We start from the raw sequence: 23,843 nt of genomic DNA on the forward strand, positions 1-23,843 counted from the left end.
ATCTGAATCCGCTGGCGGCCGTGCTGGAATGGAGGTATGAGCCTGCCACTCGATCTGCCCATCGATCCGATGCTCGCCAGCGCGGTCGACCGGATTCCGGATGGTCCCGGATTCGCGCACGAGCCCAAGTGGGACGGCTTCCGCTGCATCATCAGCCGGGATGGGGACCGGATCGCCCTGGACGGGCGCGGCAAGAAGCCGCTGACCCCGTATTTCCCGGAGGTCGTCTCCGCGCTGTCGAGCTGGCTGCCCGATGGCGCGATTCTGGACGCCGAGTTGATCGTGCGCGCGGGTCAGCCGGGCGCGCAGCATCTGGACTGGGATGCCCTGAGCGCCCGGATTCATCCGGCCGCCTCCCGGATTGCGCTGCTGAGTGAGCAGACGCCGGCCGAGTTGGTCTGCTTCGATGTCTTGGCCCTTGACGGCGCCGATCTGACCGGGCTGATCTGGGACGAGCGGCGCGACCGGCTGGAAGCGGTTTTCGCGTCGGCTGCCGACCGGCATCGTGGGGCCCACCTGAGCGCGGTGATGCTGGACCTCGCCGAGGCCCAGCGGGCATTCGAACGCTTCGAGGGCGCCGGGCTGGATGGCGTGGTGTCGAAACCACGGGACTCGCTCTACCTGCCGGGCAAGCGCGGCTGGAAGAAGACCAAGCATTCCCGCACCGCCGAGGCCGTGGTCATCGGGTATCGCATCCACAAGAGGGGGCATGGAGTCGGATCATTGCTGCTGGGCCTGTACGACGAGTCGGGAACGTTGATTCCGGTGGGCGGTATCGGGGCCTTTTCGGACGTGGTGCGCGACCAGCTCATCGATGAACTGGATCCCTTGGTGCTGCGCGACGCCGAGGGTGAACCGGTGACGCTCGATAGACCGCGGTCCCGTTTTTCGAAGGCAGACGCCGTTCAGTCGGTGGCGCTGCGCCCCGAACTGGTCGTCGAGGTGGCCTTCGACCAGCTTCAGAGTGCTCGATTCCGGCACGCGGTGAGCCTGTTGCGTTTCCGTCCCGACCGTGATGCCAGCAGCTGCCTACTCGATCAGGTGGAGCGGGCACCCTCGTACGATCTCGCGCGGGTGCTCACCGACTGACCGGCGTTGCCGGCCTGCGGGGGTGGGTGGTCCGGCTCACGCGGCACTCCAGGTGCCCGGTCCCGCCCCGGCCTGCGGTGGCCAGGGAAAGCTAGCTGCTCTTGGGACGATGGTGCGGCGGAACGGCGTAGAGCGCATGTTCGCTGAGCTGCAGGGCGCTGGTGACCAGCTGGGCCAGATGCTCGTCCGGCTGGGTGTAGTAACTTGTCGCGCCGTCTTTGCGGACCTTGACCAGGCCGGCGCTACGCAGCTTGGCCAGATGCTGCGAGACCGCCGGAACCGGGCGGCCGAGGCTCTCGGCGATGGCGGTCACCGACATTTCCTCGGCTGCGATCATCGCGAGTATCGCCAGTCGGGTGCGATCACCGAGCAGGCGCAGGATTGCCGCGGCATGATCGAGTTCAGGGTCCTTCGGCGGTGTCTGCACGCATGACCTCCAACGTCCGCAGCTGTGGTTCGGCTCTCCACAGCAGGCTAGCCAATACTGCAGCTGCCGCCGCAAGACCCGCCAGGACGAACGCGGCGGTGGGCAGGCCTGCCAGCCCGAGCGCTCCCGCGAGTGGGTAGCTGATCAGCCAGCAGGCATGCGAGAGAGAGAACTGTGCCGCGAAGACCGCCGAGAGTTGGTCGGATGGGGTCTCGCGGCGGATGATGCGTCCGATCGGAGTCTCCACGGCTGACCAGGCCAGCCCCATGACGAACCACAGGACGGCCAGCATGCCGAACTGGGTCGGTCCTGCCGAGATCAGCAGGACGACTCCGGCCAGGGCAGTGAGCGCTGCCAGGATGCCGGCGGCAGGCAGCATGATCGTCCGTTCGTCAACCGTGCGCAGCACTCGAGGGATCGCCAGCGCAGCCGTCATGGAACCCGCGCCGTTGATGGCCAGGAAGACGGCCACCATCGACTCGTCCAGCCCCAGCTGCGACCGTACGATCACCACCGTCTGAACGAGCACGAGTGACATGGCGGCAGCAGCGACGAAGTTGAGCGCCAGGATGGGGCGCAGGCCGGGCCGGTGGACGAAATGCATGATGCCTGCTCGGGCCCGGATACCGAAGGGCAGCTGCGGTCCATCGTCCGCGCTGGTCAGGCCGGGCGACGCGGGCAGCGCCGTCGACAAGACGAGCATCGCCGAAGCCGCGAACCCCAGGGCGGTACCGAAGAACAGCGCGTTCGAATGGACGACGAGCAGCAGCAGTGCCGCCAGCATCGGCGAGACGATGGATTCGAGATCGTAGGCGAGCCGGGACAGCGAGAGCGCCTGGGTGTAATCGTCCTCATCGGGCAAGACCAGCGGGATCACCGCTTGGAAGGTCGGGGTGAAGGTTGCCGATGCTGCCTGCAGCACGAAGACCAGCACGAAGATCTGCCCGACCTGATCCGCGAACGGCAAGCACAGGGCCACGACCAGACGCAGTAGGTCCGAGGCCACCATCACGGTGCGGCGCGGCAGCCGGACCAGCGCAGCGCTCGTCAACGGAGCGACGAACACGTAGGCGATCATCTTGACCGTGAAGATGCCGCCGAGCACGAGACTCGCATGTCCGCCCGCGACGTCGTAGGCGAGCAGGCCCAGCGCGACCGTGGCGAGTCCCGTACCGAGCAACGCCACGATCTGCGCGGTGAACAGGCGCCGATAGATCTGATTCCGCAGGACGCGCAGCATGGCGCCATTATCGAATAACTTGCGTTATTGCGCAACTACGCAAAGTCGGGACTTCCGGGCTTGGCCCGACCGTGGCAGCCGCTTGTCGCAGTACCAGGGACGGTATTCGTACCAGGTTCCGCTCTTGCGGCCATGACGGCGATCGGAGGCCTCCCGCAGTCGCGGAACCCGGGAGTAGACCTGCCAGGCGGGCACTTGCTGCACCACGGGCGGCCATTCGATGCTCGCGCCTGCGGGAGCCGGACCGTGCCAGGGTGCGGCGGCCGCAAGCACCACCGCGGCGGAGTCGAACGCCGCCTCCTGCAGATCATCGGGGTCGGCCTGCGGGCACTCGTCCGCGCGGCGCTCCGGTAAGGGGGCCTTGTCGGCGGAGATGACTCCCTCGATCCGGGCGGCGGAGACCTGCTGGGCGGCGAGTTCGGCGTACAAGCCGCCGGCGGCCATCAACTCGGCGTGGGTACCGCGTTCCACGATCCGCCCGGCGTCGATCACATAGATGAGGTCGGAGTCCACGATCGTCGAGAGCCGGTGGGCCACCGTGATGGTGGTGCGTCCGTGCGCCACCTCGTCGATGGCCTCCTGGACGACGCGTTCGGAGACGGTGTCCAGGGCGGAGGTGGCCTCGTCCAGCAGCAGCACGGGCGGATCCTTGAGCAGCACCCGGGCGATCGCGATGCGCTGTTTCTCACCACCGGACAGCCGGTAGCCGCGCTCACCCACCACGGTGTTGTAACCGTCCTCGAAGCCGGCGATGATGTGACGGATGTTCGCGGCGGTGCAGACCTCGACGAGTTCCTCGTCGGTCGCATCCGGCTTGGCGTACCGCAGGTTCTCGGCGATGGTCGCGTGGAACAGGTAGGTCTCCTGGGCCACGATGCCGACGTCGTCGATGATCGAGGCCGCGCTGAGCGTGCGTATGTCGGCACCTGCGAAGCGGACGACACCCGACGAAGCCTGGTACAGCCGCGGCGCCAGATACAAGATGGTGGACTTGCCCGAGCCGGACGGCCCCACCAGGGCGACATGTTGTCCGGGCTCGACGGTGAAGCTGACGTGGTCCAGGGTCGGGCGGGTGTCCGGCGCCGCGTCCGGGTAGCGGAAGGTCACATCGTCGAACTCGATGCGGCCCCGCGGACCGGGCGCCTGGGAGACATCGAGCGGGTCGGGGATGTCGCTGACCGCCGGCACCAGATCGAGGTATTCGAAGATGCGGGCGAACAGCGCCCTGGAGGTCTGCAGGTCCAACGCCACCCGCATGAGCCCGACCAGCGGGTTCAGCAGACGAGCCTGAACATTGGTGAACGCCACGATGGCACCGGCGGTGATGCCGGCATCGCCGCCGACGATGAGCCAGCCCGCGACCACGTAGATGACCGCCGGGACCGACGACATGAGCACCTGCACGACCGCGAAGAAACCCTGCCCGCTCATGGCACGCCTGACCTGGAGGCGTACCTGGTTGGTGTTCTCCGCGCGGTAGCGCTCCGACTCCGCCCGCTGCCGGTTGAACGACTTGGCCAGCAGGATTCCGGAGACCGACAACGTCTCCTGCGTGATGGAGGTGAGCTCCGACAACGACTCCTGGGTCTGCCCGGCGATCCGGGCGCGGACCATGCCCACCCGACGCTGGACGAGGACCAGGATCGGCATCACGATCACCGAAACGATGGTCAGGCGCCAGTCGATGAGAATCATCGCGACCAACGAGGCGATCACGGTGACTGCGTTGCCGAGGATCGAGGTGAGCGTCGAGGTGAGCACTCCGGACACTCCGCCCACGTCGTTTTGCAGACGGGACTGGATGACTCCGGTCTTGGTGCGGGTGAAGAAGGCCAGCTCCATGGCCTGCAGATGCTCGAACAGTCGCACCCGCAGGTCGCCGGTGACCGAGTTGCCGACCGTCGAGGTCAGCCAGGTCTGGACCACGTTCAGCGCGGCCGACAGCAGATACAGCCCGACCATGCCCACCACCAGCCGGATCAGCAGCGACATCGACGCGTCGCCGTCGACCGGGAACAGCGCCTGATCGAAGATCCGCTTGACCAGCAGCGGCGGGATCACGCCCAGCGCGGCAGAGACGACCACGATCAAACAGGTCGCGACGATCTTCGCCTTGTACGGGGCGAAGAGCTTGAGCACACGTCCACCCAGGTTCTCGATCTGTGGGGCTTGTGCGTTGAGTGCGCGTTGGGCGTCCTCGTCAATGCCGCGCATACCCCCGCCGCGACCCATTCCTGGCATGCTCATGGGCCAGATGATAAGCCGCCGGCGAGCGACAGGGCGCTCGTTGAAGCTGAACACCTGGTCGGGCGATCGGGCTCAGTGGGATATGTCGGCATTCCTCACCAGGGCAAGCCGACGCCGGCTAGGAAGATCGCCGCGGACAGCAGCGCGAACACCAGCAGTGAAGTGCCCATCACAGGTCCGACCAGGCGGCTGGTGGGCCAATCGCCGGATTTCAGGCGGGGCCTCACTGCGACGAGGGCGACGAGTTGCACGCCACCCAATGCGGCCAGCGACCAGTCATTGAGCAGGAAAGCGAGCCCGATGAAGTGGACGGCGACAATCGCTGCGACCCACCAGGCCATCCAGCGGCTCTGCTGCCTGCGCCACAGCACGAGGCAGCCGGCGCCGGCAACGGCGACTTCGAGCAGGACCAGGATGCCGAACAGCCCGTACCGGCCCTCCAATGCGGACCCTTCGTCCCAGCGTGTGAAGACTCCGTAACCGAACAGCCCGGCCAGTACCACTCCCAGGGCCGACCCGACGCCGAGGCGCCAGCGCCAACGCTGCGGTGGGTCCTCCTGCCCCCAACCGAACCAGACCATCGTCATCAGACCGAACCAGGCGATGGTGAAGGCGTGGTCGCGTGCGAACTCGGTGAACATGGGTCTGCTCCTGTGTCGCCGGAGGCTGCTCTAGCTACCCATTGAACCCGAGCCCAGGGGTGACTAACTCATCCAAGGCGTTGAATCGCCGGTTTCAGACGTTGAAGCGGAACTCCACGATGTCGTTGGGTTCCATGACGTAGTCCTTGCCCTCCAGCCGCATCTTGCCGGCGGCCTTGACCGCGGCCTCGCTGCCGAGTGAAACCAGATCGTTGTAGTCCATGATCTGGGCTTTGATGAAGCCCTTCTGGAAGTCGGTGTGGATGACGCCGGCCGCTTCGGGCGCGGTGGCACCCTGCTTGATCGTCCAGGCCCGGGACTCCTTGGGTCCGGCGGTCAGGAAGCTTTGCAGGCCCAGGGTCTGGTAGCCGACACGGGCCAACTGATCCAGCCCCGGCTCGCTGACCCCAGCGTCGGTCAGGAACTCCCGGGCCTCGTCCTCGTCCATCTCCACCAGTTCGGATTCGAACTTCGCATCGAGGAAGACCGCCTCGGCGGGAGCCACGATCTCGGCGAGCCTCGCGCGCAGCGCCTCGTCCGCAAGTTGGTCCTGATCGAGATTGAAGACGTAGATGTAGGGCTTGGCGGTCAACAAGAACAGATCGCGCAGCGGTTCGGGATCCAGCCCGGCCTGGAAGACACCCACCCCGGCGTTCAGCGACTCCTGGGCCGCGGCCCACGCCTCGTACTTCGGACGCGATTCCTTCTTGATCTTGGCCTCTTTCTCCAACCGGGGCAGCGCCTTCTCGAGGGTCTGCAGGTCGGCGAGGATCAGTTCGGTGCGGATCGTGTCGATATCGGAGGCCGGGTCGATGCGGCCGTCCACATGGGTGACATCTTCATCGGTGAAGACCCTGGTCACCTGGCAGATGGCATCTGCCTCGCGAATGTTGGCGAGGAAGGCATTGCCCATACCTTCACCTTGTGAAGCACCCTTCACGATGCCGGCGATATCGACGAAACTCACCGTGGCCGGCACCAGTCGCTCGGAGTTGTACATCTTGCCGAGCACCGCCAGCCGATCATCGGGAACTCCCACGACGCCGACGTTGGGTTCGATGGTCGCGAAGGGGTAGTTCGCGGCGAGAACGGTGTTGCGGGTCAACGCGTTGAACAGGGTGGATTTGCCCGCATTGGGCAGCCCGACGATTCCAATGGTAAGTGCCACGTCGCACCAGCCTACTCAGGATGAGCGAGCGGGGTGGCATCGTCCGGTACCGCGGGCGTGACAGGATGGACGAAGGGCAAGCGGCCCCACGCGGTCCGGACGAACAGGCCAAGGAGGCAACAAGATGAGCGGCGACGGCAGTTGGCCCAGTCACGACGCTGACCCGAATGCTGCTTTTTGGAGTCGCGACGCCGACCAGCATGCAGACAGCGGCTCCAGCTACGGCGGCTACGGATACTTCGGGCAACAATCCCCCTCCCCCGCGCCTTCCGACCCGTATGCGGCGCCGCGGGCGACCAATTCGCCCCAGGATCAGTGGTCGCAGCCGTTCGACGGCTCGACGCAGCCTCCGCTGGTGCCCTATTCACCTTCCGGCTTCTACGCCCGCCCCAACCACCCGAACGGGGTTCCCGCGATCGTGCTCGGGGTGATCGGCTTCTTCTTCCCCATCTTGAGCCCGATCGCCTTGGCGATGGCGATCCGCGGACGCAAGGACGTACGCGAGCATCCGGAGGCCTACTCCGGGGCAGACAACCTCACCGCGGGCTTGGTGCTCGGCGCGATCGGCACTGCGCTGCTTGCGCTCTATTTGCTGATGGTCGCGGTTCTCCTCGTGATCGTGGTGGCCGCGGCCTAACGCCCGGCCCTACTGGTCGAGCTGAAGAAAGCTCGCGGACAGCTCGGCGAATCGTCCGATATCGGCCGCGCTGCACAGCTCGCGCGCCGAGTGCATGCTTACTACCGCCACCCCGGCGTCTACGGTGCGCACCCCGAGCCGGGTGGCGAGCAGCGGACCGAGGCTGGTTCCACCTGGCACATTGCTGTTGTTCACGAAGACCTGGTAGTCGATGCCGGCGGCGGCACAGGCGCGCGTCCAGGCGGCTGTCGAGACAGCGTCGCTGGCGTAGCGCATCGGGGCGCTCCACTTGAGAACCGGGCCGCCGCCCAGCACCGGCTGGACGACCGGATCGTGTCGATCGGCCCGGTTCGGGTGCAGCCCGTGGGCCACGTCGGCCGACAGCGCGAAGCCGCGCGCTAGCCAGGCCAGATGATCGTCCTCGCTGTATCCCTGCGCCAGACTGAGCCGGCGCAGAATCTGTGCCAGGAAGGGCCCGGACGCGCCGCTGGGGCTGCCCGAACCGATCTCCTCATGGTCGAAGGCGGCGAGGATCTGGACATGTTGGCTCTCGCCGGCCTCCAGCAGGCCCGCCAGGCCTGGGTAGACCGAGGCGAGGTTGTCGAGGCGGTAGGACGCGATGAGTTCGCCGTCCAACCCGATCTGGGCCGGGGGTTCGGCCGGCACGAAGAAGAGTTCCTGGGCTGCTATCTGATCGAGGTTCAGCCCGGCGCACTCGGCCAGCAGTTCGGCCAGCCGAGCATCCCGCGCAGGTTCCCCGGTCTGGTCGAGACAGACGATGGCGTTCAGGTCGCGCTGGGCGTCCACGCTGAGGTCGGTGCGTAGCGTCCGGTCGAGGTGGACGGCCAGAGTCGCCACCCGCGCGAAGGCCGGGGTACGCACCAGATGGGCCACACCGGAGGTGTCGATGAGGCGTCCCGCCAGCGCGAGATCGCGGTCGAACCAACTGGGGACGATCGGCCCGCCGTAGATCTCGGTCTCGGCCAGCCGAAACCCCGACTTGGTCAGGGCGCCGTGTGGCTTGAGCTTGAGCGCGGGCGAATCGGTGTGGGAGGCCACGATGCGCAGGGCTGTTCCGGTCGTCCATGCGGCGGGCTGACGCCAGGCGATGAGCGCGCCGTCCCGCCGGACGAAACCACTGCCGGGGATGCCGTGCCAGGCCACGGTCTCGTCCACTGAGGTGAATCCACCGGCCTCGAGGCGAGCGACCATGCTTGCGACGGCGTGATAGGACGTCGGCGACTCCTCGATGAAGTCGATGAATGAACTCGCGTGGGCATCGGGTGCGGCCGGCATGCGATCAGGCTAGACCACCGGTCACCAGCCCGATGCCGTCGCCACGTCGTGGCGGCCAAGCACCGGCCGAGCTGCCCACTGACTCCCGCGCAGGGCTTGACGGGCTAGACTCGCCGTGAATGGCGTTGTGGCACCCCCCACCCGGCAGCCGCTGTGCCGGGTGCTGCGCACGTCGGAGCAAGCAGGCGCCAACCGTGGATTCTGGCGCTTCTTCCTAGATGCATGAATCGAGAGACCGTGACACAGCCTCGACCGGAGTCACTGAACGAACCGTTTGTTCCCGCGATCTCCATCGACCGGGACTCTGCCATCCCGCTGTACCAGCAGATCTGCCAGCCGCTCAGCGAACTGATCGGCTCCGGATGGCTGGTGCCCGGTCAGCTCATCGAAGATGAGGTCGCCATGGCCAATCGGCTGCGGGTCTCCCGCCCCACGGCCCGCAGGGCGTTGGAAGAGCTGGTCAACCGCGGTCTGGTGATACGCCGGCGCCGGGTGGGCACCCGCGTCGCCCCGCGCCATGTGCATCGTCCGCTCGGGCTCACCTCCCTCTACGACGATCTCAAGGAATCGGGCTACGAGATCCGAAGTGAAGTGCTCAGTTATGAGGTGCTGCTGGCCAAGGAGAGCCAGGCCGCGCATCTGAACACGGCCGTCGGAAGCGAGATCGTGCAGATTCGCCGGCTTCGTTTCATCGATGATGCGCCACTGGCGCTGATGAACAATCTCATCCCGTTCGATGTCGCGCCCTCGTTCAGCGAGCTCAATGAGCAGGGCCTGTACGCCTGCATGCGCAAGCGCGGCGTGAACCCATACTCGGCGGAGCAGTCGATCGGCGCACGGTTGACCGGGCGCAGCGATGCGGATCTGCTCAACGTCGACACCGGTTCAGCACTGGTCACGATGCAACGCACCACGTATGACCACACCGGGCGGGTCATCGAATTCGGCGACCACGTCTACGTGTCGTCGCTGTACTCGTACCGTCTGCAGTTGTTCGTCTGACCCACCGAGTCCGTCTCGCGCGGGGCCGATCTCCGGCCTCGCCGCGCCGCGCGTGGTGCGGTTCACCGTTTTGTCAGTGCCGCCTGGCAGGGTAGGCGCCATGGAGCTGAACACTGTCCTTGCGCTGATCGTGGCACTGCTGATGGGCGTCGCTGTCGGGGTGGTCGTGACCCGCTCGCGCAATGCGGCCGTGCTCGCCCAACTGCGCGCGGACAGGGACGCCGCCGTCGCGCAGGCGCAAGCGCAGATGGACAGCGCGGTCGCCGTCGCGCAGACTCAACGGGACGCGGCCATCCAGCGGCTGGAAGAGCTGACCGCCGACCGCGAGGTATTGGTCAACCAGTTCAAGGTGCTCGCCGACCAGACGTTGCAGGAGCAAGCGCGCCGGGCCGACGCGGCCGCCGAGCAGCGGCTCAAACACACCGAGGCGTTGATGACGCCGGTCAAGGACAGCCTTGCGGCGCTCAACAGCCAGCTGACCCATGTCGAGAACCAGCGTCATGCCCAGGCTGCCGAGTTGGGTGAGCAGGTGCGTCAGGTGATGGCCACCGGCGAGTCGCTGCGCCGCGAAACCAACGCGCTGTCGACGGCGCTGCGCAAGCCACAGGTGCGCGGAGCGTGGGGTGAACTGCAGTTGCACCGGGTGGTGGAGATCGCCGGCATGCTGGATCACTGCGACTTCTACGAGCAGGCAAGCGGGGTAACCTCGGCCGATACCCGCATCAGGCCGGACATGAAGGTGATGCTGGGCGGCGGCAAGTTCGTCTACGTCGATTCCAAGGTGCCGCTGAGCGCATTCCTGGACGCGCAGGAGGCTACCTCCGACGGCGATCGGCAGGCCAGGCTCAAACAGTTCGGCGAGAACGTCAAAAGCCATGTCGACCAGTTGTCGGCCAAGCAGTACTGGAAGTCCGATACCGGCACCCCCGAGTTCGTCGTGCTGTTCATTCCGAGTGAGGCATTGGGCGCCGAGGCGCTGGCTCAGCGTCCCGACCTGCACGAGTATGCGGCGGGCCGCAACATCATCGTCGCGACTCCGACCACGCTGATCGGCCTGCTGCGCGCCGTCGCATACGGCTGGAAGCAGGCCGCGCTGGCCGATTCGGCGGCAGAAGTCTTCGCGCTGGGCCGTGAACTCTACGATCGGCTGGTGACCATGGGAGGCGCATTCGCCAAGCTCGGCCGCTCCTTGCAGCAGTCGGTCACCCACTACAACTCGGCGGTCGGCTCGATGGAGACCCGGGTGCTGGTGAGTGCCCGGCGCTTCCGCGACCTGCAGGTCACCGAAAAGGAGCTGCAATCACCCCAGGGCATCGAGCAATCCGCTCGCCCGCTGTCGGCGCCCGAACTGGTGGCCGAGGCCGAGGCCCGGACGCTGCCTGCCCCGTCGAGGATCCGGTTGGTGCAGACCGATCCGGCGGACGGGATCGACGGCACTGCCGAAGAGTTGCTGGCCAGGAGCGAGCCAACGGTCGCCGAACTGGTAGAGACCGATCAGCAGGCAGGCTCTTCACGAGGGACCCGCCTCGATGAACTCGGCAGCTGAGATATCGTCGAGGCCCGGCACTTCCGCCTCACCCCTGTTGTGCTGCCCGGACAGCGGTGCTCGGCCTGGAACACCGGTACCGTCTTTGAACAACCTCCCTAGGCTTATCGATATGACTGACCAAGGTCCCCAGACTTCCACCAAGCGCGTTGCGGTAGCCGCGCCGCGTGGCTACTGCGCAGGTGTTGACCGGGCGGTGATCACGGTTGAGCGCGCTCTGCAGAAGTTCGGGTCGCCGGTCTACGTGCGCAAACAGATCGTTCACAACAGGCATGTGGTCGAAGGACTCGAGGCCAAGGGAGCCATCTTCGTCGACGAACTCGATGAGGTCCCGGCCGGCGCCCTGGTGATCTTCTCGGCCCATGGCATCTCCCCCGCGGTGCGGGAGGAGGCCGACGCACGCGGGCTGCGCTCCATTGATGCGACCTGCCCGCTGGTGACCAAGGTGCACAACGAGGCCAAGCGGTTCGCCGGGCAGGGACTGCCGATCCTGCTGATCGGTCACGACGGCCACGAGGAGGTCGAGGGCACCACCGGCGAGGCACCCGACTCGATCGTCCTCATTCAGCATCCAGACGACGTCGACAAGCTCGACCTGCCGGCGGATCAGCCGGTGGCCTGGCTGACCCAAACCACCCTGAGCGTCGATGAGACCGCCCAGACGGTCGGCAAACTGCGCGACAGGTTCCCGCAGCTGGTCGATCCGCCATCCGACGACATCTGTTACGCCACCCAGAACCGGCAGGACGCGGTCAAGCAGATCGCCGCCCACTCCGATCTGGTGATCGTGGTCGGTTCCCGCAATTCCTCGAACTCGGTCCGGCTGGTCGAGGTCGCGTTGGAGGCCGGTGCGCGCGCCGCCTTCCGGGTCGACGACGCGTCCGAGATCGACCCAGCCTGGCTGGAGTCGGTGAATGAGATCGGCGTGACCTCGGGGGCGTCGGTGCCTGAGCGTCTGGTGGACGGGGTGCTCGACCGGCTGGTGGAGCTCGGTTTCCCACCCGCGGTCGAGGAGCGCCTGGTGGACGAGTCGCTGAGTTTCGCGCTGCCGCCGCAACTGCGCAAACACGACACTCGCCGGCGGCGCTGATGGCGATCACCTCGCCCAGCACCGCAAGTAATACGCCTGACACTCCCCAGCCGCTGGGCGCGGTCATCGAGAAGGTCCGCGGCTGGGTTGAGCGCTGCGGCTGGATCTGGGTCAGCGGGCAGGTCATCGAGTTGCGCCGCCGACAGGCGCCCACCCAGTTCCTGACGTTGCGCGACTCTCGCAGCGAGAATTCGGCGACGATCACCTGCAGCACCCAGGTGCTGGATGCCGCCGGCCCGCTCACCGAGGGCATGACGGTGCTGGCCTGTCTGACTCCGAGAGTCTGGACGAAGAACACCAGCCTCTCGTTCGAGTGCGCCGAGCTACGGATCGCCGGCGAGGGCCGGCTTCTCGTCCAGCTGGAGCAGCTGAAGCGCAAACTGCAGGCCGAGGGGTTGTTCGACTCGGTCCGTAAGAAGAAGCTGCCATTCCTGCCCGGCTGCATCGGGCTGATCACCGGCGCCGGCAGCGCGGCCGAACGCGATGTGCTGAGCAATCTGCAGCGCCGCTGGCCGGGCGCCCAGGTGCGCGTCCGGCATGCTCTGGTGCAGGGCCCGGACGCGGCAGTCGATGTCATGACCGGTCTGGCCGAACTGGACGCCGACCCCCAGATCCAGGTGATCATCATCGCTCGTGGGGGCGGATCGCTGGAAGATCTGCTGCCGTTCAGCGACGAGGGCCTGGTGCGGGCGGTCGGCGCCGCCAAGACGCCGGTGATCAGCGCGATCGGGCACGAGCCGGACAGCCCGATCCTCGATCTGGTCGCTGACCGTCGCGCATCCACCCCCACCGAAGCCGCGAAGATGGCCGTGCCGGACGCCCGCGAACAAGCCGAGCAGATCGCCACCCAGCTCAATCGGCTGCGGCAGGCGATCATCAGCAAAGTCCGGGGTGAGCAGGAATGGCTGAACCAGCAGCGCTCTCGTCCAGTACTGCGTGATCCCGCGGGCGGCTTCGGCGTCCACCAAGAATGGCTGGACGGTTGTCGGAACCGTCTGGAGCGGGCCATCGACCAACGCCTCGCAGACGAGCGCATCGGACTCGCACACGCCCTGAGCAGCGTGCGGGCGATGTCACCGAAAGCCACCTTGGAGCGGGGCTACGCGGTCGTCGCCGACGCCGAAGGCGGCTCGGTGACCTCGGTCAACGACGCCGATCCAGGCGATCAGCTGCTGCTCTACCTGTCCGACGGCCAGCTTGTCGTCGAAGTGGATTACCAGGAGGAAGACCAATGAGCACCCCCGACGCCGAACTGACCTACGAGCAGGCCCGCCAGCAGCTCGCCGAGGTCGTCGCCAAGCTGGAATCCGGCGGTGTGCCGCTGGCCGAGTCGATGCAGCTGTGGGAACGCGGCGAGCAGCTCGCCAAGATCTGTCAGGCCTGGCTGGACGGCGCGAAGGCCAAGATCGACGCCGCCCGCGGCCAGCAGCCCGGCTGATCGGGCCCACCGGAGGGCCGCTGCACAACGGCCGCCGGAGCGAACCCGCGGCTCAGAACCCTTCGAGCATCTCGGTGACCAGCGCGGCGATCTGCGAGCGCTCCGAGCGGGTGAGCGTGACATGCGCGAACAGCGGGTTGCCTTTGAGCCGCTCCACCACCGCGGCGACACCGTCGTGGCGTCCGACCCGCAGGTTGTCGCGCTGGGCAACGTCATGGGTGAGCACGACCCGCGAGTTCTGTCCGATACGGCTCAGCACGGTCAGCAGAACGTTGCGCTCCAGCGACTGGGCCTCGTCCACGATCACGAAAGCATCGTGCAGCGAGCGCCCGCGGATGTGGGTGAGCGGCAACACTTCGAGCATCTCGCGCTGTTCCAGCTCCTCAATGACGTACTTGCTGGTCACCGAGCTGAGCGTGTCATGAACAGCCTGACCCCAGGGGTTCATCTTCTCGTCCTGGTTGCCCGGTAGGTAGCCCAGTTCTTGGCCGCCGACAGCGTACAGCGGCCGGAAGACCATCACCTTGGAGAACTCACGGCGCTCCATCACGAGTTCGAGTCCCGCGCACAGGGCCATCGCCGACTTGCCCGTCCCGGCGCGCCCGCCCAGGCTGACGATGCCGACAGTCGAATCGAGCAGCAGATCCAGCGCCACCCGCTGCTCGGCGCTGCGTCCGCGCACCCCGAACGCCTCCAGATCGGTGCGCACCGCCTTGATGCGGCCATCGGGCAGCTTGCGTCCCAGGGCCTTGCTGGTGGGTGAACGCAGCACCACACCGGAGTTCACGATGATCTCATCGGCGTCGGGCAGTTCGACCGAGCCCACCCCGTAGATCTTGTCGATGACATCGGAGGCCACCTCGATGGTGGTCATCCCGGTCCAGCCGGAATCGGCGACCTGCTCGTTGCGGTACTCCTCCGCCTTCAGGCCCATCGCCGCCGCCTTGACCCGCATCGGCAGGTCCTTGCTGACCACGACGACGTCGTGTCCCTCAGCGGAATAGTTCTGCGCGACGGCGAGGATCCGCGAGTCGTTATCACCCAGCCTGAATCCCGCCGGCAACAGCTCGGGATTGGTGTGGTTGAGCTCGATGTTCAGGCGTCCGCCCTCGGCGTTGACCCGAATCGGCTCATCGAGACGGCCCTCGCTCTGGCGCAGATCGTCCAGCAGGCGAAGAGCGCTGCGGGCGAAGTAGCCGAGTTCGGGATGATGACGCTTGGCCTCAAGCTCGGTGATCACCACGATCGGTAGCACGACATCATGCTCTGCGAAACGCAGCACAGCGTGCGGATCACTGAGCAGCACCGAGGTATCAACGACATAGGTCTTGGTAGCAACTCGCTCCATACCTCGACGCTAGATGCCCGACCGGGCGCGCGGGGCCATTCCACGCGCTGCGTAGCAAATTGTTCATCTTCAATCGCCTGTCTGTCGCTTCGCCAGCTCACGGCGCCGGGCTTGACCACCGCCGGGTTTGGCCACCGCCGGAAGAGTGTCGCCGACGGTGGAGCGACCGGTCACAAGATGGCGATGAGGATAGCGACCCAGTGGCACATGGCCCCCAGCACCGTCCCGGCGTGGAAGATCTCGTGAAAACCGAACCAGGCCGGGTTGGGATTGGGACGCTTGAGTGCGTAGACAATGGCGCCGACGGAATAGAACAGCCCGCCGATGATCATCAAAATGCCGACCGCTGCGCCGCCGGCCGTTATCAGCTGCGGCATCCAGAAGACGGCAGCCCAGCCCATCACCAGATACAGGGCGACATAGAGCCAGCGCGGAGCGTCCATCCACAGCACCCGGAACAGCACCTCCACCGCAGCCGCCCCCCAGATCAGGCTCAGCAGCACGATGCGCGATGCGCCACTCAGCAAGGCGACCGCCAGCGGGGTGTAGGTGCCTGCGATGAAGATCGCGATATTCGAGTGATCGATACGACGCAGGACCGCCGAAACCCGGTCGCTCCAGTGCCCGCGGTGGTAGACCGCCGAGTTGCCGAACAGCATGAGGGCGGTCACCGTCCAGATCGCGCAGGCGATTCGCAACGGGACGGTGTCCGCCGCGATCATCAGGATCAATCCGCCGACAAGGGAGATCGGCGTGTTGACCAAGTGCAGCCAGCCACGCAGCCTCGGTTTGGTCTCCGGTGGCAGGGTCGAGACCTTGGACTGAGCAACAGCGCGATTCACAGAACCTACGGTACCGTAGGTTGCGCCCCGAAGAAACGCCGATCACGCAACGCGGTTTAATTAGGCCCATGGCAATGGCCAACGTACAGTCCGGAATCACCCGGGCGTTCGACCTCATGCCGCGTGAGCTCAAGAAGGTGGCCTACCGCGTCTACGAGACCCGGCTGCGCAGGCAACTGCGTCCCAGTGCCTTGCCCCGGCATGTTGCTGTCTTGGCGGACGGCAACCGCCGTTGGGCGCGCGCCAATGCTCCGGATCTGCCACTGGCCGCCGGCTATCAGGCCGGTGCCAGCAAGCTGAAGCAGTTCGTCGCGTGGTGCGATGAGATCGGCATCCAGGTCGTGACGTTGTGGGTGCTGTCGACCGACAATCTGCGTCGCGACCAGAACGACGAGTTGATGCCCTTGCTCAAGGTGATCGTCCAACTCGTCAGGGACCTGGCCGCGGCGGACGACTACCGCGTCATGGTGGTCGGTGACCTCGGTCTGCTGCCCGACGAAATCGCGGACTCCCTACGCGCGACCGTAGCGCTCACCCGCAGGCGCCCGGGCATGCACGTCAACGTCGCTGTCAGCTACGGCGGACGCCACGAGTTGGCCGACGCCGTCCGGTCGCTGCTGGCCGAGGAGGCGGCGAAGGGAACCACGCTCGCCGAGCTTGCCGACAATCTTGAAGTCGATCAGATCTCGGAGCATCTGTACACCCGCGGCCAGCCCGACCCCGACCTGATCATCCGTACCTCGGGCGAGCAGCGGCTGAGCGGTTTCTTGATGTGGCAGTCCGCGCACAGCGAGTTCTACTTCTGCGAGGCGCTGTGGCCCGATTTCCGCAAGGTCGACTTCTACCGCGCGCTGCGTGACTACGAGCAGCGCGAACGTCGCTACGGCGCCTGAGCCACTCGCCCACCCCGGGCTCGGGTGTGGCTAGTCGGTCTCCCAGAGCAGAGCCCGCAGCTGCGACCAGTCGCTGACCGGCAGCTGGCAGGCCTGACCGCGGCAGACATAGGCCGCGGGTTCGCCGTCCAACTGCGCGCGGCCGGTGAACAACTCGCCGAAGCCTTCGGTTTCTTGAGGGCCGTCGACCACGATGCTGCCCCAAGGCGCGAGCCGCCAGGCGGCCTTGACCAACGGGGACGTGGGGTCGGCTGCGGCGCCCACGATGACGATCTCGGCCGGACCCCAACCGCGATCGGCCTCCGAACGCGCCAGCAGACTGGCCAGTCCCCAACCACTCAATTGGGGTGCCTGGGCCAGCACCGGACGCAGCGCGCGCGCCGCCCGATCGGCCCGGTCCTCCAGATCCGGGCGCTCGGCGAGCCGGGCGGCAGCACGCAGGGCGATCTCCATGATCGAGGTGGCGCTGGGGAGTTCCTCATCGCTGAGGCGCTTCGTCCGCTCGAACAAGACGTCGCCGCCGACGGCGGTCTCATAGAAGCCACCGTCGTCGGCACCGAAAAGCTCCAGGGCCCGATCGAGCAGCGTGACGGCCCGTTGCAGCCAGACAGCATCGCCCAGTTGGGCCAGGGCCAGGAAGCCCAGCGCCGCGCTGGCGTAGTCGGAGCACACGCCATCGGGGCCCAGCGAGATCCCCTCTTCGGTGGCCAGGCTGCTCCGGGCCAGAATCCGGCGCTGCTCGTCCCAGTGATTGCGCCACAGATACTGTCCACATGCCCTCGCCAGGTCCAACCATTCGGGCTGCCCGAAGACCACGCCTGCACGGACGAGCGAGTCGACCAGCAAGCCGTTCCAGGCTGTCAGAACCTTCTCATCGCGTGCCGGACGAGGACGACGGTCGCGGACCGCCTTCAGCACCGCGATGATGTTGGCCAGTCGTCCAGGATGCGGCAGCCCGTGCAATTGCAGGGTCGACAGCCCACTGCCGTCGGTGGGTGCATGGGCGCCGCGCGGCAGGTTGCCACCATAGGTCACATGGAAGACGCCCTGGGCAAAGCGGGAGTCCTTGCCGAGGTATTCGTCGAAAAGCTGTGGGCTCCACAGGTAGTAGGCGCCTTCGACATGCTCACCGGCCTCGTTGTCGGAGTCGGCGTCGAGGCTGGCGGCGAACCCGCCGCCGGGCAGCAGCATCTCATCGGCCAGCCAGCCGACGATACCGCGCGCCACCCGTTCGAAGATCTCTCGCTGCTCGGTGCCGTCATCGGGTATTGCACGTAGCCAGCCGCGCGTGTAGGTACCGAGCAGCAGCGCATTGTCGTAGAGCATCTTCTCGAAATGCGGCACCTCCCAGCCCTCGTCGACCGCATAGCGGTGAAAACCGCCGCCGACCTGGTCGTGGATGCCGCCGCGCGCCATCGCTTCCAGAGCGAACAGCGCCTTGTCGTTTGCCGTCTGCTCGGTGCGCACGAACAGCGCATCGAGCACCGGCGCCTGCGGGAACTTGGGGGCGGTGCCGAATCCACCGTGCTGCGGGTCCATGGCGGCCAGCACCAACTCGAGCAGCCGGTCGGGGGCGAGGTTGGCGTCCGGCACACCCAGCAACGGCGGACGATCCAGCGAGGCAAGCCGCTTGACGATCACGCTCGCAGACCCGAGAACCTCGGGGCGGCGTTCACGCCAGGCAGCCGCGAGGGTGTCGATCAGCTGGGTGAACGACGGCAGGCCGAAGCGCGGCTGCGGAGGGAAATAGGTGCCGGCGAAGAAGGGCCGCCCGTCAGGCGTGCAGAAGACGCTGTTGGGCCAGCCTCCCTGACCGGTCAGCGATTGGGTCGCCCGCATGAACGCCTGATCGACGTCGGGATGCTCCTCCCGGTCGACCTTGATCGCGATGAATGACTCGTTGACCAGCGCGGCGACCGCGGGATCGCTGAACGTCTCGGCGGCCATCACATGACACCAATGGCACGACGAGTAGCCGATGCTCACGAACACGGGCAGGTCGCGCCGCTCGGCTTCGGCGAACGGTTCGGGTCCCCACTCCCACCAGTCGATGGGATTGCTTGCGTGCTGACGAAGATACGGGCTGGATGCTTGTGCTAGCCGTTCTGCCACGTCAGATCTCGTAAATGCTGTAGTTGCGCACGATTCCCTTGTGCTCCTCGTCGACGGTCAGTCCGGTCGGACGAGCACCGGCAGCCAGCGCAGCGGCGAGCGCCGCGGTGTTCTCCCGCTGAATCTTGAGGATCAACTGCTCCAGACCGAGTTCCTCATGCCCCCACAGCGCGGTCAGCTCGACTGCCCGGCGGGCCACCCGCTGGCCGCGCGCGAAGTCCGCGACCCAATACGCGACCTCGCAGGTCAGCTCCACTTCGACGAAGTTCTGCAGCGTGATCGCTCCGATCACCTCATCGAGCGCATCGGTGATCGCGAAGTTGACGCCGCTGTGTTCTCGCCATACGACAGCTCCCAAGGCGATGAACTCTTCGGCGTCGGCCATCGTGTAGGGAGACGGCACGCTCGCGAAATTCTGCAGCGTCTCGTCCTGGCAAGCGGCGTAGACCGCCTCGACATCGGACGCACGCCAACTACGCAGGGCGACAGGGTCACCACCCAGCACCGGCTGGGACTCAGGCCATCGCAGGTTCATGAGTCCAGAGCCTACCCGCTGGCCGTGCCCCAATCGGAGGCTGCAGCCAAGCTCATCGATGGTCGGCCGGCCTGCCTCAGATCACTCGCAGGGCGGACGGGTCCGGCTCGTCGGGTGCGACCGGACGCAGACCGGCGAACAGATCGTCCTCGGGGATCACCGTGGGCAGCGCGCTGTAGACCAACTGCCAGTCCTCGGTCGGCCAGGCCCGAGCCTGCACTTCGAGGGGCACCGAGAACCACATGCCGTCGGGATCGATCTGGGATGCATGCGCGCGCAGCGCATCATCGCGGACCTCGAAGTATTCGGCGCAGGCGATCCGGGTGGTGATCCGGTGCTCATAGTTGGTGTCGTCCCAGCGGGCCAGCCACTCCGCATAGGGCGAATCCATGCCCATCTCGTGCATGGCCGCGTCCAGCGCCGCGTAGCGCAGGCGATGGAAACCCATCTGGTAGTACACCTTCGGCACCGACCAGATGGGACCGAGATCCGGCCGGTATTGCGGGTCCGCAGCCTGGACGAGCGCGGCCATACTCACCCGATGGCACTGGATGTGGTCCGGATGCGGGTAGCCACCCTGCTCGTCGTAGGTGGTCAGCACATGTGGACGCAGCTCCCGGATGAGCTTGACCAGCGGTTCGGCGGCAACAGCCGGATCGTAGAGGGCAAAACAGCCTTCGGGTAGCGGAGGCAGTGGCTCGCCCTCGGGCAGACCGGAGTCGATGAAACCCAGGGGCACCTGCTCGACCCCGAGGATTTCGCGGGCCTTGGTCATCTCGGCCTTGCGGACGTCGGCGATGTGCTCCCACACCTCGGGCCGGTCCATCTTCGGGTTGAGCACCGACCCGCGTTCCCCTCCGGTGCAGGTCGCCACCACCACGCGGACGCCTTCGGCCACGTACTTTGCGGTCGTGGCCGCTCCCTTACTGGATTCGTCGTCGGGATGGGCGTGAACGTGCAGCAGCCGCAACTGCTCGCCATCGGCTGCTTGAGCGGTGAGGGGAACGGAGGACATAGTCACCATTGTGCCTAACGGGCCCAGCGCTCGACCACGCGTTTCACTGCCGGCCGGAAAGCCCCGTCTGTCGGACTGAAAGCCCGCCCAGGTGACCAAATGGTTAGACTGGGGCGATGGTTGAGCAAGAGACGGTGTGGCTGACACGTGACGCTTTCGAGAAGCTGTCGAACGAGCTGGACCACCTCAAGACGCATGGACGCCCCGAGGTGGCTGCCAAGATCGCTGCGGCTCGCGAAGAAGGTGACCTGTCAGAAAACGGCGGATATCACGCGGCCCGCGACGAGCAGGGCCAGATGGAGGGGCGGATCGCCCAGCTGGAGCAGATGCTTCGCACCGCGCAGGTCGGAGATGCCCCGGCCGACCCGAATGAGGTCTGCGTCGGCACCCTGGTGACCATCGCGTATTTCGACGACGAGGACGACACAGAGACCTTCCTGCTCGGCTCACGCGAGATGCTCGCGCTGGACGAGGAGATCGAGACCCATGTCTTCAGCCCCCAGTCCCCCCTCGGTGGGGCCGTGCTCGGTGCCGCCAAGGGCGACAAGGTGAGCTACAAGGCCCCCAACGGCCGCAACATCGAGGTCACCATCTTGGACGTCGCACCCTTCGAGGGCTGACCCACCCTGGTCGTTCGACCCCGCTACTACTCCATCTGCTGGGAGTGCCGTCTACCGCGATGGCACTCCCAGCATCCTTTTCAACGTTGAGTCGAGCAGACTCGCCGGCAGCGGGTGGCCGTCCACATGGGTGATACGAGTCAGCACTCGAGTGCTCGACAACAGCCAGGCACCACGGCAACGCTCGAAGTCCGAGCGATCAAGCACGCTGAACTGCACGTCCAGCCCCTCAGCCGGCGCCTGCTGGAAGAGCGTCTGGACGGTGATGGAGCGCAGGATCGCCTCGAACGGCGGAGTGTGCAGCACGCCGTCGATGTCGAGCACGACACTGCAGGTCGGCCCCTCCAACAACCTGCCGGACGGTGAGTAGAAGACGACATCCTCGGCGCCACGCTCGCGCGCGTAGCGTTTGGCCGCCATGTTGACCGCGTAGGACAGCGACTTGGCGCCGGGCAGCAGCCAGGGCTGGTTCTCGACCGGTACGGGTTCGAAGCCGCGGTCCAGCAGCATCACCCTGACACCGGCGCTGCGCTGGCGCCGCAGCGCCTCGTCCAGCGGTGCAATGATCGCCCACGCATTGGGCTCGCTGGTGCCCTCGGGCCCCCGAGTCCAGAAGAAACGCAGCACGGCCTCGCGATCGGCTTTCCAGTTCCACGCCTCGAGCAGTGCGTCGGTAGCACGACGGAAGCCTGCCTCATCGGGAGCGGGTAGCTCGAGTTTGTCGGCTGACACCGCGAACCGGGCCAGATGCGCATCGAGATCGCGTGGCTGGGCGTCCACCACCAGCAACGCCTCGAAAATGCCGTCGCCGCGCGTGACACCCTCGTCATCGGCACGCACGATCGGCAGGGCGGGATCGGCCAGTGTGCCGTCCAACAACGCAAGCAACTTCGTCCCCATAGCCAGACCCTACTCGGTGACCTCTACGCAGGTTACGGTCTTGCTAACTATTCCCCCGTGCCGCCCCAATTGGCCTCGGAGCCCGGCGACTGGTCGTAGTGTGCACCATATGCCAGTGCCCGTTACCGAACGACCCCTCGTTGAGATGCGCGGTGTTAACAAGTACTTCGGCACCCACCATGTGCTCAAGGACATCGATCTCGACGTGCACAAGGGCGAGGTCGTGATCGTTATCGGTCCGTCCGGTTCGGGCAAATCGACGCTCTGCCGGTCGATCAACCGGCTGGAGACGATCGACTCCGGCGAGATCCGCATCGATGGCGTGCTGCTTCCCGAAGAAGGGAAGGCGCTCGCCAAGCTGCGCAGCGATGTCGGCATGGTCTTCCAGGCCTTCAACCTCTTCGCGCACAAGACAGTCCTGGAGAACGTCACCCTCGCCCCCATCAAAGTGCACAAGCTGTCCAAGAAGGACGCCGAGAAGCGCGCGATGGAACTGCTGACTCGGGTGGGTGTCGCCGACCATGCGAACAAGCTGCCCGCTCAGTTGTCCGGCGGCCAACAGCAACGTGTCGCCATCGCGCGATCGCTGGCGATGGATCCCAAGCTCATCCTGCTGGACGAACCCACCAGCGCGCTGGACCCCGAGATGATCAACGAGGTGCTCGATGTCATGATCGGGCTGGCCAGGTCAGGCATGACGATGGTGGTAGTCACGCACGAAATGGGCTTCGCGAAGAAGGCAGCCGATCGAGTTGTCTTCATGTCCGACGGCGCGATCGTCGAGCAGTCGCCGCCCGACCAGTTCTTCTCCGCTCCGAAGTCGGATCGTGCGAAGGACTTCCTGTCAAAGATCCTCAGTTAAAGCCCTACCAAACGAAAGGAGCCTCAATGAAGCTCAACAGAATCGCCGCGGGTGTCGTGGCACTGACGACGGCGTTAGCGCTAAGTGCCTGTGGCGGAAGCTCGGGGGGGTCAGCCAGCTCCGAGAAGACCTTCGCCGAGGGAACCACAATGGCCAGGCTGGCCGATGCGGGCACCATCAAGATCGGCACCAAGTTCGATCAGCCCCTGTTCGGGCTGGCCGGCCCGGACGGCACTCCCGAGGGTTTCGATGTCGAGATCGGCAAGATCATCGCCGACGAACTCGGTATCTCAGCCGACAAGATCCAGTGGGTGGAGACCGTTTCCCAAAACCGTGAGCCGTTCATCCAGAACGGCCAGGTCGATATCGTGGTCGCCACCTACACGATCAACGACACGCGTAAGCAGGTCGTCGACTTCGCCGGTCCCTACTACATCGCCGGTCAATCATTCCTGGTGCCGAAGGGCAACCCGAACAACATCACCGATCCCGAAAACCTCGGTGACAACGTCATCTGCACCGTGACCGGATCCACGTCCGAGAAGAACATTCGCGAGTACACCAACAATGTCATCACCGTCGACAAGTACTCCGACTGCCTCGAGCCGATCCGTACCGGACAGGCGAAGGCACTGACTACCGACAACGTGATTCTCGCGGGCCTGGTCAGCCAGAATCCCGACGAGTTCGAGGTCACCGACGGTACGTTCACCTCCGAGCCTTATGGCATCGGCCTGGCCAAGGGCGACGACGAGTTCCGGGCCTTCATCAACGACACCCTGGAAGCCTCCTTCACGGATGGACGCTGGGAAGAAGCCTGGAAGAAGACTGCGGGTACGGTTCTGCCGACTCCCGAGCCGCCGGAAATCGATCGCTACTGATATATCCGCCGTCC

At 66.0% G+C, this 23,843-nt stretch carries 23 protein-coding genes; 11 read left to right on the forward strand and 12 right to left on the reverse strand.

Annotated elements, in window-relative coordinates; translation table 11 throughout:
• Positions 1 to 36 precede the first annotated feature (36 nt).
• A complete protein-coding gene (locus tag QUE25_RS03530) occupies positions 37 to 1,089 on the forward strand; it encodes an ATP-dependent DNA ligase (protein WP_286267623.1) in 1,053 nt (350 codons plus the stop codon).
• A 91-nt stretch (positions 1,090 to 1,180) separates the two neighbouring features.
• On the opposite strand, the gene QUE25_RS03535 is transcribed toward QUE25_RS03530, so the two are convergent.
• The 5 genes from QUE25_RS03535 to ychF form a co-directional block, all read right to left on the reverse strand.
• Positions 1,181 to 1,516, reverse strand: coding sequence for an ArsR/SmtB family transcription factor (locus QUE25_RS03535; protein ID WP_286267625.1), 336 nt, complete (start codon positions 1,514 to 1,516; stop codon positions 1,181 to 1,183).
• Complete coding sequence (locus tag QUE25_RS03540) at positions 1,491 to 2,756, reverse strand: MFS transporter (RefSeq protein WP_286267626.1); 1,266 nt, start codon at positions 2,754 to 2,756, stop codon at positions 1,491 to 1,493. Before QUE25_RS03540 ends, QUE25_RS03535 begins: the two co-directional genes overlap by 26 nt.
• Before the next feature lie 24 nt (positions 2,757 to 2,780).
• Complete coding sequence (locus QUE25_RS03545; protein ID WP_286267628.1) at positions 2,781 to 5,003, reverse strand: ABC transporter ATP-binding protein; 2,223 nt, start codon at positions 5,001 to 5,003, stop codon at positions 2,781 to 2,783.
• Between the two features lie 95 nt (positions 5,004 to 5,098).
• Positions 5,099 to 5,644, reverse strand: a complete 546-nt coding sequence (locus QUE25_RS03550) for a hypothetical protein (RefSeq protein WP_286267630.1) — start codon at positions 5,642 to 5,644, stop codon at positions 5,099 to 5,101.
• A gap of 94 nt (positions 5,645 to 5,738) precedes the next feature.
• On the reverse strand, positions 5,739 to 6,812 hold the full coding sequence (ychF, locus tag QUE25_RS03555) for a redox-regulated ATPase YchF (protein ID WP_286267631.1): 1,074 nt from the start codon (positions 6,810 to 6,812) through the stop codon (positions 5,739 to 5,741).
• Between the two features lie 124 nt (positions 6,813 to 6,936).
• On the opposite strand from ychF, the gene QUE25_RS03560 reads away from it, so the two are divergent.
• Positions 6,937 to 7,449 carry a DUF4190 domain-containing protein gene (locus tag QUE25_RS03560; RefSeq protein ID WP_286267633.1) on the forward strand — a complete coding sequence of 171 codons (513 nt, stop codon included), beginning with the start codon at positions 6,937 to 6,939 and terminating at the stop codon, positions 7,447 to 7,449.
• Positions 7,450 to 7,458: 9 nt separating this feature from the next.
• Here QUE25_RS03560 and QUE25_RS03565 read toward each other — a convergent pair whose 3' ends face one another.
• Positions 7,459 to 8,745, reverse strand: a complete 1,287-nt coding sequence (locus QUE25_RS03565; RefSeq protein WP_286267635.1) for a M18 family aminopeptidase — start codon at positions 8,743 to 8,745, stop codon at positions 7,459 to 7,461.
• A gap of 237 nt (positions 8,746 to 8,982) precedes the next feature.
• Here QUE25_RS03565 and QUE25_RS03570 point away from each other — a divergent pair, with 237 nt between their 5' ends.
• From QUE25_RS03570 to QUE25_RS03590, 5 genes are all read left to right on the forward strand, one after another.
• The gene (locus tag QUE25_RS03570; RefSeq protein ID WP_286267637.1) at positions 8,983 to 9,747 is read left to right on the forward strand and encodes a GntR family transcriptional regulator; all 765 of its coding nucleotides are present in this window, start codon (positions 8,983 to 8,985) and stop codon (positions 9,745 to 9,747) included.
• Positions 9,748 to 9,847: 100 nt separating this feature from the next.
• A complete protein-coding gene (locus QUE25_RS03575; protein ID WP_286267640.1) occupies positions 9,848 to 11,293 on the forward strand; it encodes a DNA recombination protein RmuC in 1,446 nt (481 codons plus the stop codon).
• 112 nt (positions 11,294 to 11,405) lie between these two features.
• A complete protein-coding gene (locus tag QUE25_RS03580) occupies positions 11,406 to 12,383 on the forward strand; it encodes a 4-hydroxy-3-methylbut-2-enyl diphosphate reductase (protein ID WP_286267642.1) in 978 nt (325 codons plus the stop codon).
• Positions 12,383 to 13,618, forward strand: coding sequence for an exodeoxyribonuclease VII large subunit (xseA, locus tag QUE25_RS03585; protein ID WP_286267644.1), 1,236 nt, complete (start codon positions 12,383 to 12,385; stop codon positions 13,616 to 13,618). Before QUE25_RS03580 ends, xseA begins: the two co-directional genes overlap by 1 nt.
• On the forward strand, positions 13,615 to 13,821 hold the full coding sequence (locus QUE25_RS03590; RefSeq protein WP_286267646.1) for an exodeoxyribonuclease VII small subunit: 207 nt from the start codon (positions 13,615 to 13,617) through the stop codon (positions 13,819 to 13,821). The genes xseA and QUE25_RS03590 overlap by 4 nt, the downstream gene beginning before the upstream one ends.
• A gap of 52 nt (positions 13,822 to 13,873) precedes the next feature.
• Here the strand turns inward: QUE25_RS03590 and phoH2 are convergent, their stop codons facing one another.
• Complete coding sequence (phoH2, locus tag QUE25_RS03595; RefSeq protein WP_286267648.1) at positions 13,874 to 15,169, reverse strand: RNA 5'-3' helicase PhoH2; 1,296 nt, start codon at positions 15,167 to 15,169, stop codon at positions 13,874 to 13,876.
• 170 nt (positions 15,170 to 15,339) lie between these two features.
• Positions 15,340 to 16,011 (reverse strand): PAQR family membrane homeostasis protein TrhA, encoded by a 672-nt coding sequence (trhA, locus tag QUE25_RS03600; RefSeq protein ID WP_286267650.1) that lies wholly within the window; start codon positions 16,009 to 16,011, stop codon positions 15,340 to 15,342.
• Positions 16,012 to 16,127: 116 nt separating this feature from the next.
• Here trhA and QUE25_RS03605 point away from each other — a divergent pair, with 116 nt between their 5' ends.
• Positions 16,128 to 16,904, forward strand: a complete 777-nt coding sequence (locus QUE25_RS03605) for an isoprenyl transferase (RefSeq protein WP_425332755.1) — start codon at positions 16,128 to 16,130, stop codon at positions 16,902 to 16,904.
• Positions 16,905 to 16,934: 30 nt separating this feature from the next.
• Here the strand turns inward: QUE25_RS03605 and QUE25_RS03610 are convergent, their stop codons facing one another.
• The 3 genes from QUE25_RS03610 to mca form a co-directional block, all read right to left on the reverse strand.
• Complete coding sequence (locus tag QUE25_RS03610; protein ID WP_286267654.1) at positions 16,935 to 19,016, reverse strand: thioredoxin domain-containing protein; 2,082 nt, start codon at positions 19,014 to 19,016, stop codon at positions 16,935 to 16,937.
• A gap of 1 nt (position 19,017) precedes the next feature.
• Positions 19,018 to 19,551: a GNAT family N-acetyltransferase gene (locus QUE25_RS03615; protein WP_286267656.1), complete on the reverse strand. Its 534-nt coding sequence runs from the start codon at positions 19,549 to 19,551 to the stop codon at positions 19,018 to 19,020.
• 76 nt (positions 19,552 to 19,627) lie between these two features.
• Entirely contained in the window at positions 19,628 to 20,566 is a 939-nt protein-coding gene (gene mca, locus QUE25_RS03620; protein ID WP_425332732.1) for a mycothiol conjugate amidase Mca, read from the reverse strand.
• A 116-nt stretch (positions 20,567 to 20,682) separates the two neighbouring features.
• Between mca and greA the strand changes: the two genes are divergently transcribed.
• Positions 20,683 to 21,186, forward strand: coding sequence for a transcription elongation factor GreA (gene greA / locus QUE25_RS03625; protein WP_286267661.1), 504 nt, complete (start codon positions 20,683 to 20,685; stop codon positions 21,184 to 21,186).
• A 51-nt stretch (positions 21,187 to 21,237) separates the two neighbouring features.
• On the opposite strand, the gene QUE25_RS03630 is transcribed toward greA, so the two are convergent.
• Positions 21,238 to 22,086, reverse strand: a complete 849-nt coding sequence (locus QUE25_RS03630) for an aminotransferase class IV (protein WP_286267663.1) — start codon at positions 22,084 to 22,086, stop codon at positions 21,238 to 21,240.
• 109 nt (positions 22,087 to 22,195) lie between these two features.
• On the opposite strand from QUE25_RS03630, the gene QUE25_RS03635 reads away from it, so the two are divergent.
• Together QUE25_RS03635 and QUE25_RS03640 are read left to right on the forward strand one after the other, a co-directional pair.
• Positions 22,196 to 22,948: an amino acid ABC transporter ATP-binding protein gene (locus tag QUE25_RS03635; protein ID WP_286267665.1), complete on the forward strand. Its 753-nt coding sequence runs from the start codon at positions 22,196 to 22,198 to the stop codon at positions 22,946 to 22,948.
• A 26-nt stretch (positions 22,949 to 22,974) separates the two neighbouring features.
• Positions 22,975 to 23,829: a glutamate ABC transporter substrate-binding protein gene (locus QUE25_RS03640; protein WP_286267666.1), complete on the forward strand. Its 855-nt coding sequence runs from the start codon at positions 22,975 to 22,977 to the stop codon at positions 23,827 to 23,829.
• Positions 23,830 to 23,843 lie beyond the last annotated feature (14 nt).

It is taken from the genome of Brooklawnia propionicigenes (genome assembly GCF_030297015.1).
GTDB classification, from domain to species: domain Bacteria; phylum Actinomycetota; class Actinomycetes; order Propionibacteriales; family Propionibacteriaceae; genus Brooklawnia; species Brooklawnia propionicigenes.

Excerpts from the sequence above, each read along its gene's own strand:
- QUE25_RS03530 (WP_286267623.1), top strand. The coding sequence starts at position 37 with ATGAGCCTGCCACTCGATCTGCCCATCGATCCGATGCTCGCCAGCGCG.
- QUE25_RS03540 (WP_286267626.1), bottom strand. The coding sequence starts at position 2,756 with ATGCTGCGCGTCCTGCGGAATCAGATCTATCGGCGCCTGTTCACCGCG.
- QUE25_RS03545 (WP_286267628.1), bottom strand. The coding sequence starts at position 5,003 with ATGAGCATGCCAGGAATGGGTCGCGGCGGGGGTATGCGCGGCATTGAC.
- QUE25_RS03550 (WP_286267630.1), bottom strand. The coding sequence starts at position 5,644 with ATGTTCACCGAGTTCGCACGCGACCACGCCTTCACCATCGCCTGGTTC.
- QUE25_RS03560 (WP_286267633.1), top strand. The coding sequence starts at position 6,937 with ATGAGCGGCGACGGCAGTTGGCCCAGTCACGACGCTGACCCGAATGCT.
- QUE25_RS03565 (WP_286267635.1), bottom strand. The coding sequence starts at position 8,745 with ATGCCGGCCGCACCCGATGCCCACGCGAGTTCATTCATCGACTTCATC.
- QUE25_RS03575 (WP_286267640.1), top strand. The coding sequence starts at position 9,848 with ATGGAGCTGAACACTGTCCTTGCGCTGATCGTGGCACTGCTGATGGGC.
- QUE25_RS03580 (WP_286267642.1), top strand. The coding sequence starts at position 11,406 with ATGACTGACCAAGGTCCCCAGACTTCCACCAAGCGCGTTGCGGTAGCC.
- xseA (WP_286267644.1), top strand. The coding sequence starts at position 12,383 with ATGGCGATCACCTCGCCCAGCACCGCAAGTAATACGCCTGACACTCCC.
- QUE25_RS03590 (WP_286267646.1), top strand. The coding sequence starts at position 13,615 with ATGAGCACCCCCGACGCCGAACTGACCTACGAGCAGGCCCGCCAGCAG.
- phoH2 (WP_286267648.1), bottom strand. The coding sequence starts at position 15,169 with ATGGAGCGAGTTGCTACCAAGACCTATGTCGTTGATACCTCGGTGCTG.
- QUE25_RS03605 (WP_425332755.1), top strand. The coding sequence starts at position 16,128 with ATGCCGCGTGAGCTCAAGAAGGTGGCCTACCGCGTCTACGAGACCCGG.
- QUE25_RS03615 (WP_286267656.1), bottom strand. The coding sequence starts at position 19,551 with ATGAACCTGCGATGGCCTGAGTCCCAGCCGGTGCTGGGTGGTGACCCT.
- mca (WP_425332732.1), bottom strand. The coding sequence starts at position 20,566 with ATGTCCTCCGTTCCCCTCACCGCTCAAGCAGCCGATGGCGAGCAGTTG.
- greA (WP_286267661.1), top strand. The coding sequence starts at position 20,683 with ATGGTTGAGCAAGAGACGGTGTGGCTGACACGTGACGCTTTCGAGAAG.
- QUE25_RS03630 (WP_286267663.1), bottom strand. The coding sequence starts at position 22,086 with ATGGGGACGAAGTTGCTTGCGTTGTTGGACGGCACACTGGCCGATCCC.
- QUE25_RS03635 (WP_286267665.1), top strand. The coding sequence starts at position 22,196 with ATGCCAGTGCCCGTTACCGAACGACCCCTCGTTGAGATGCGCGGTGTT.
- QUE25_RS03640 (WP_286267666.1), top strand. The coding sequence starts at position 22,975 with ATGAAGCTCAACAGAATCGCCGCGGGTGTCGTGGCACTGACGACGGCG.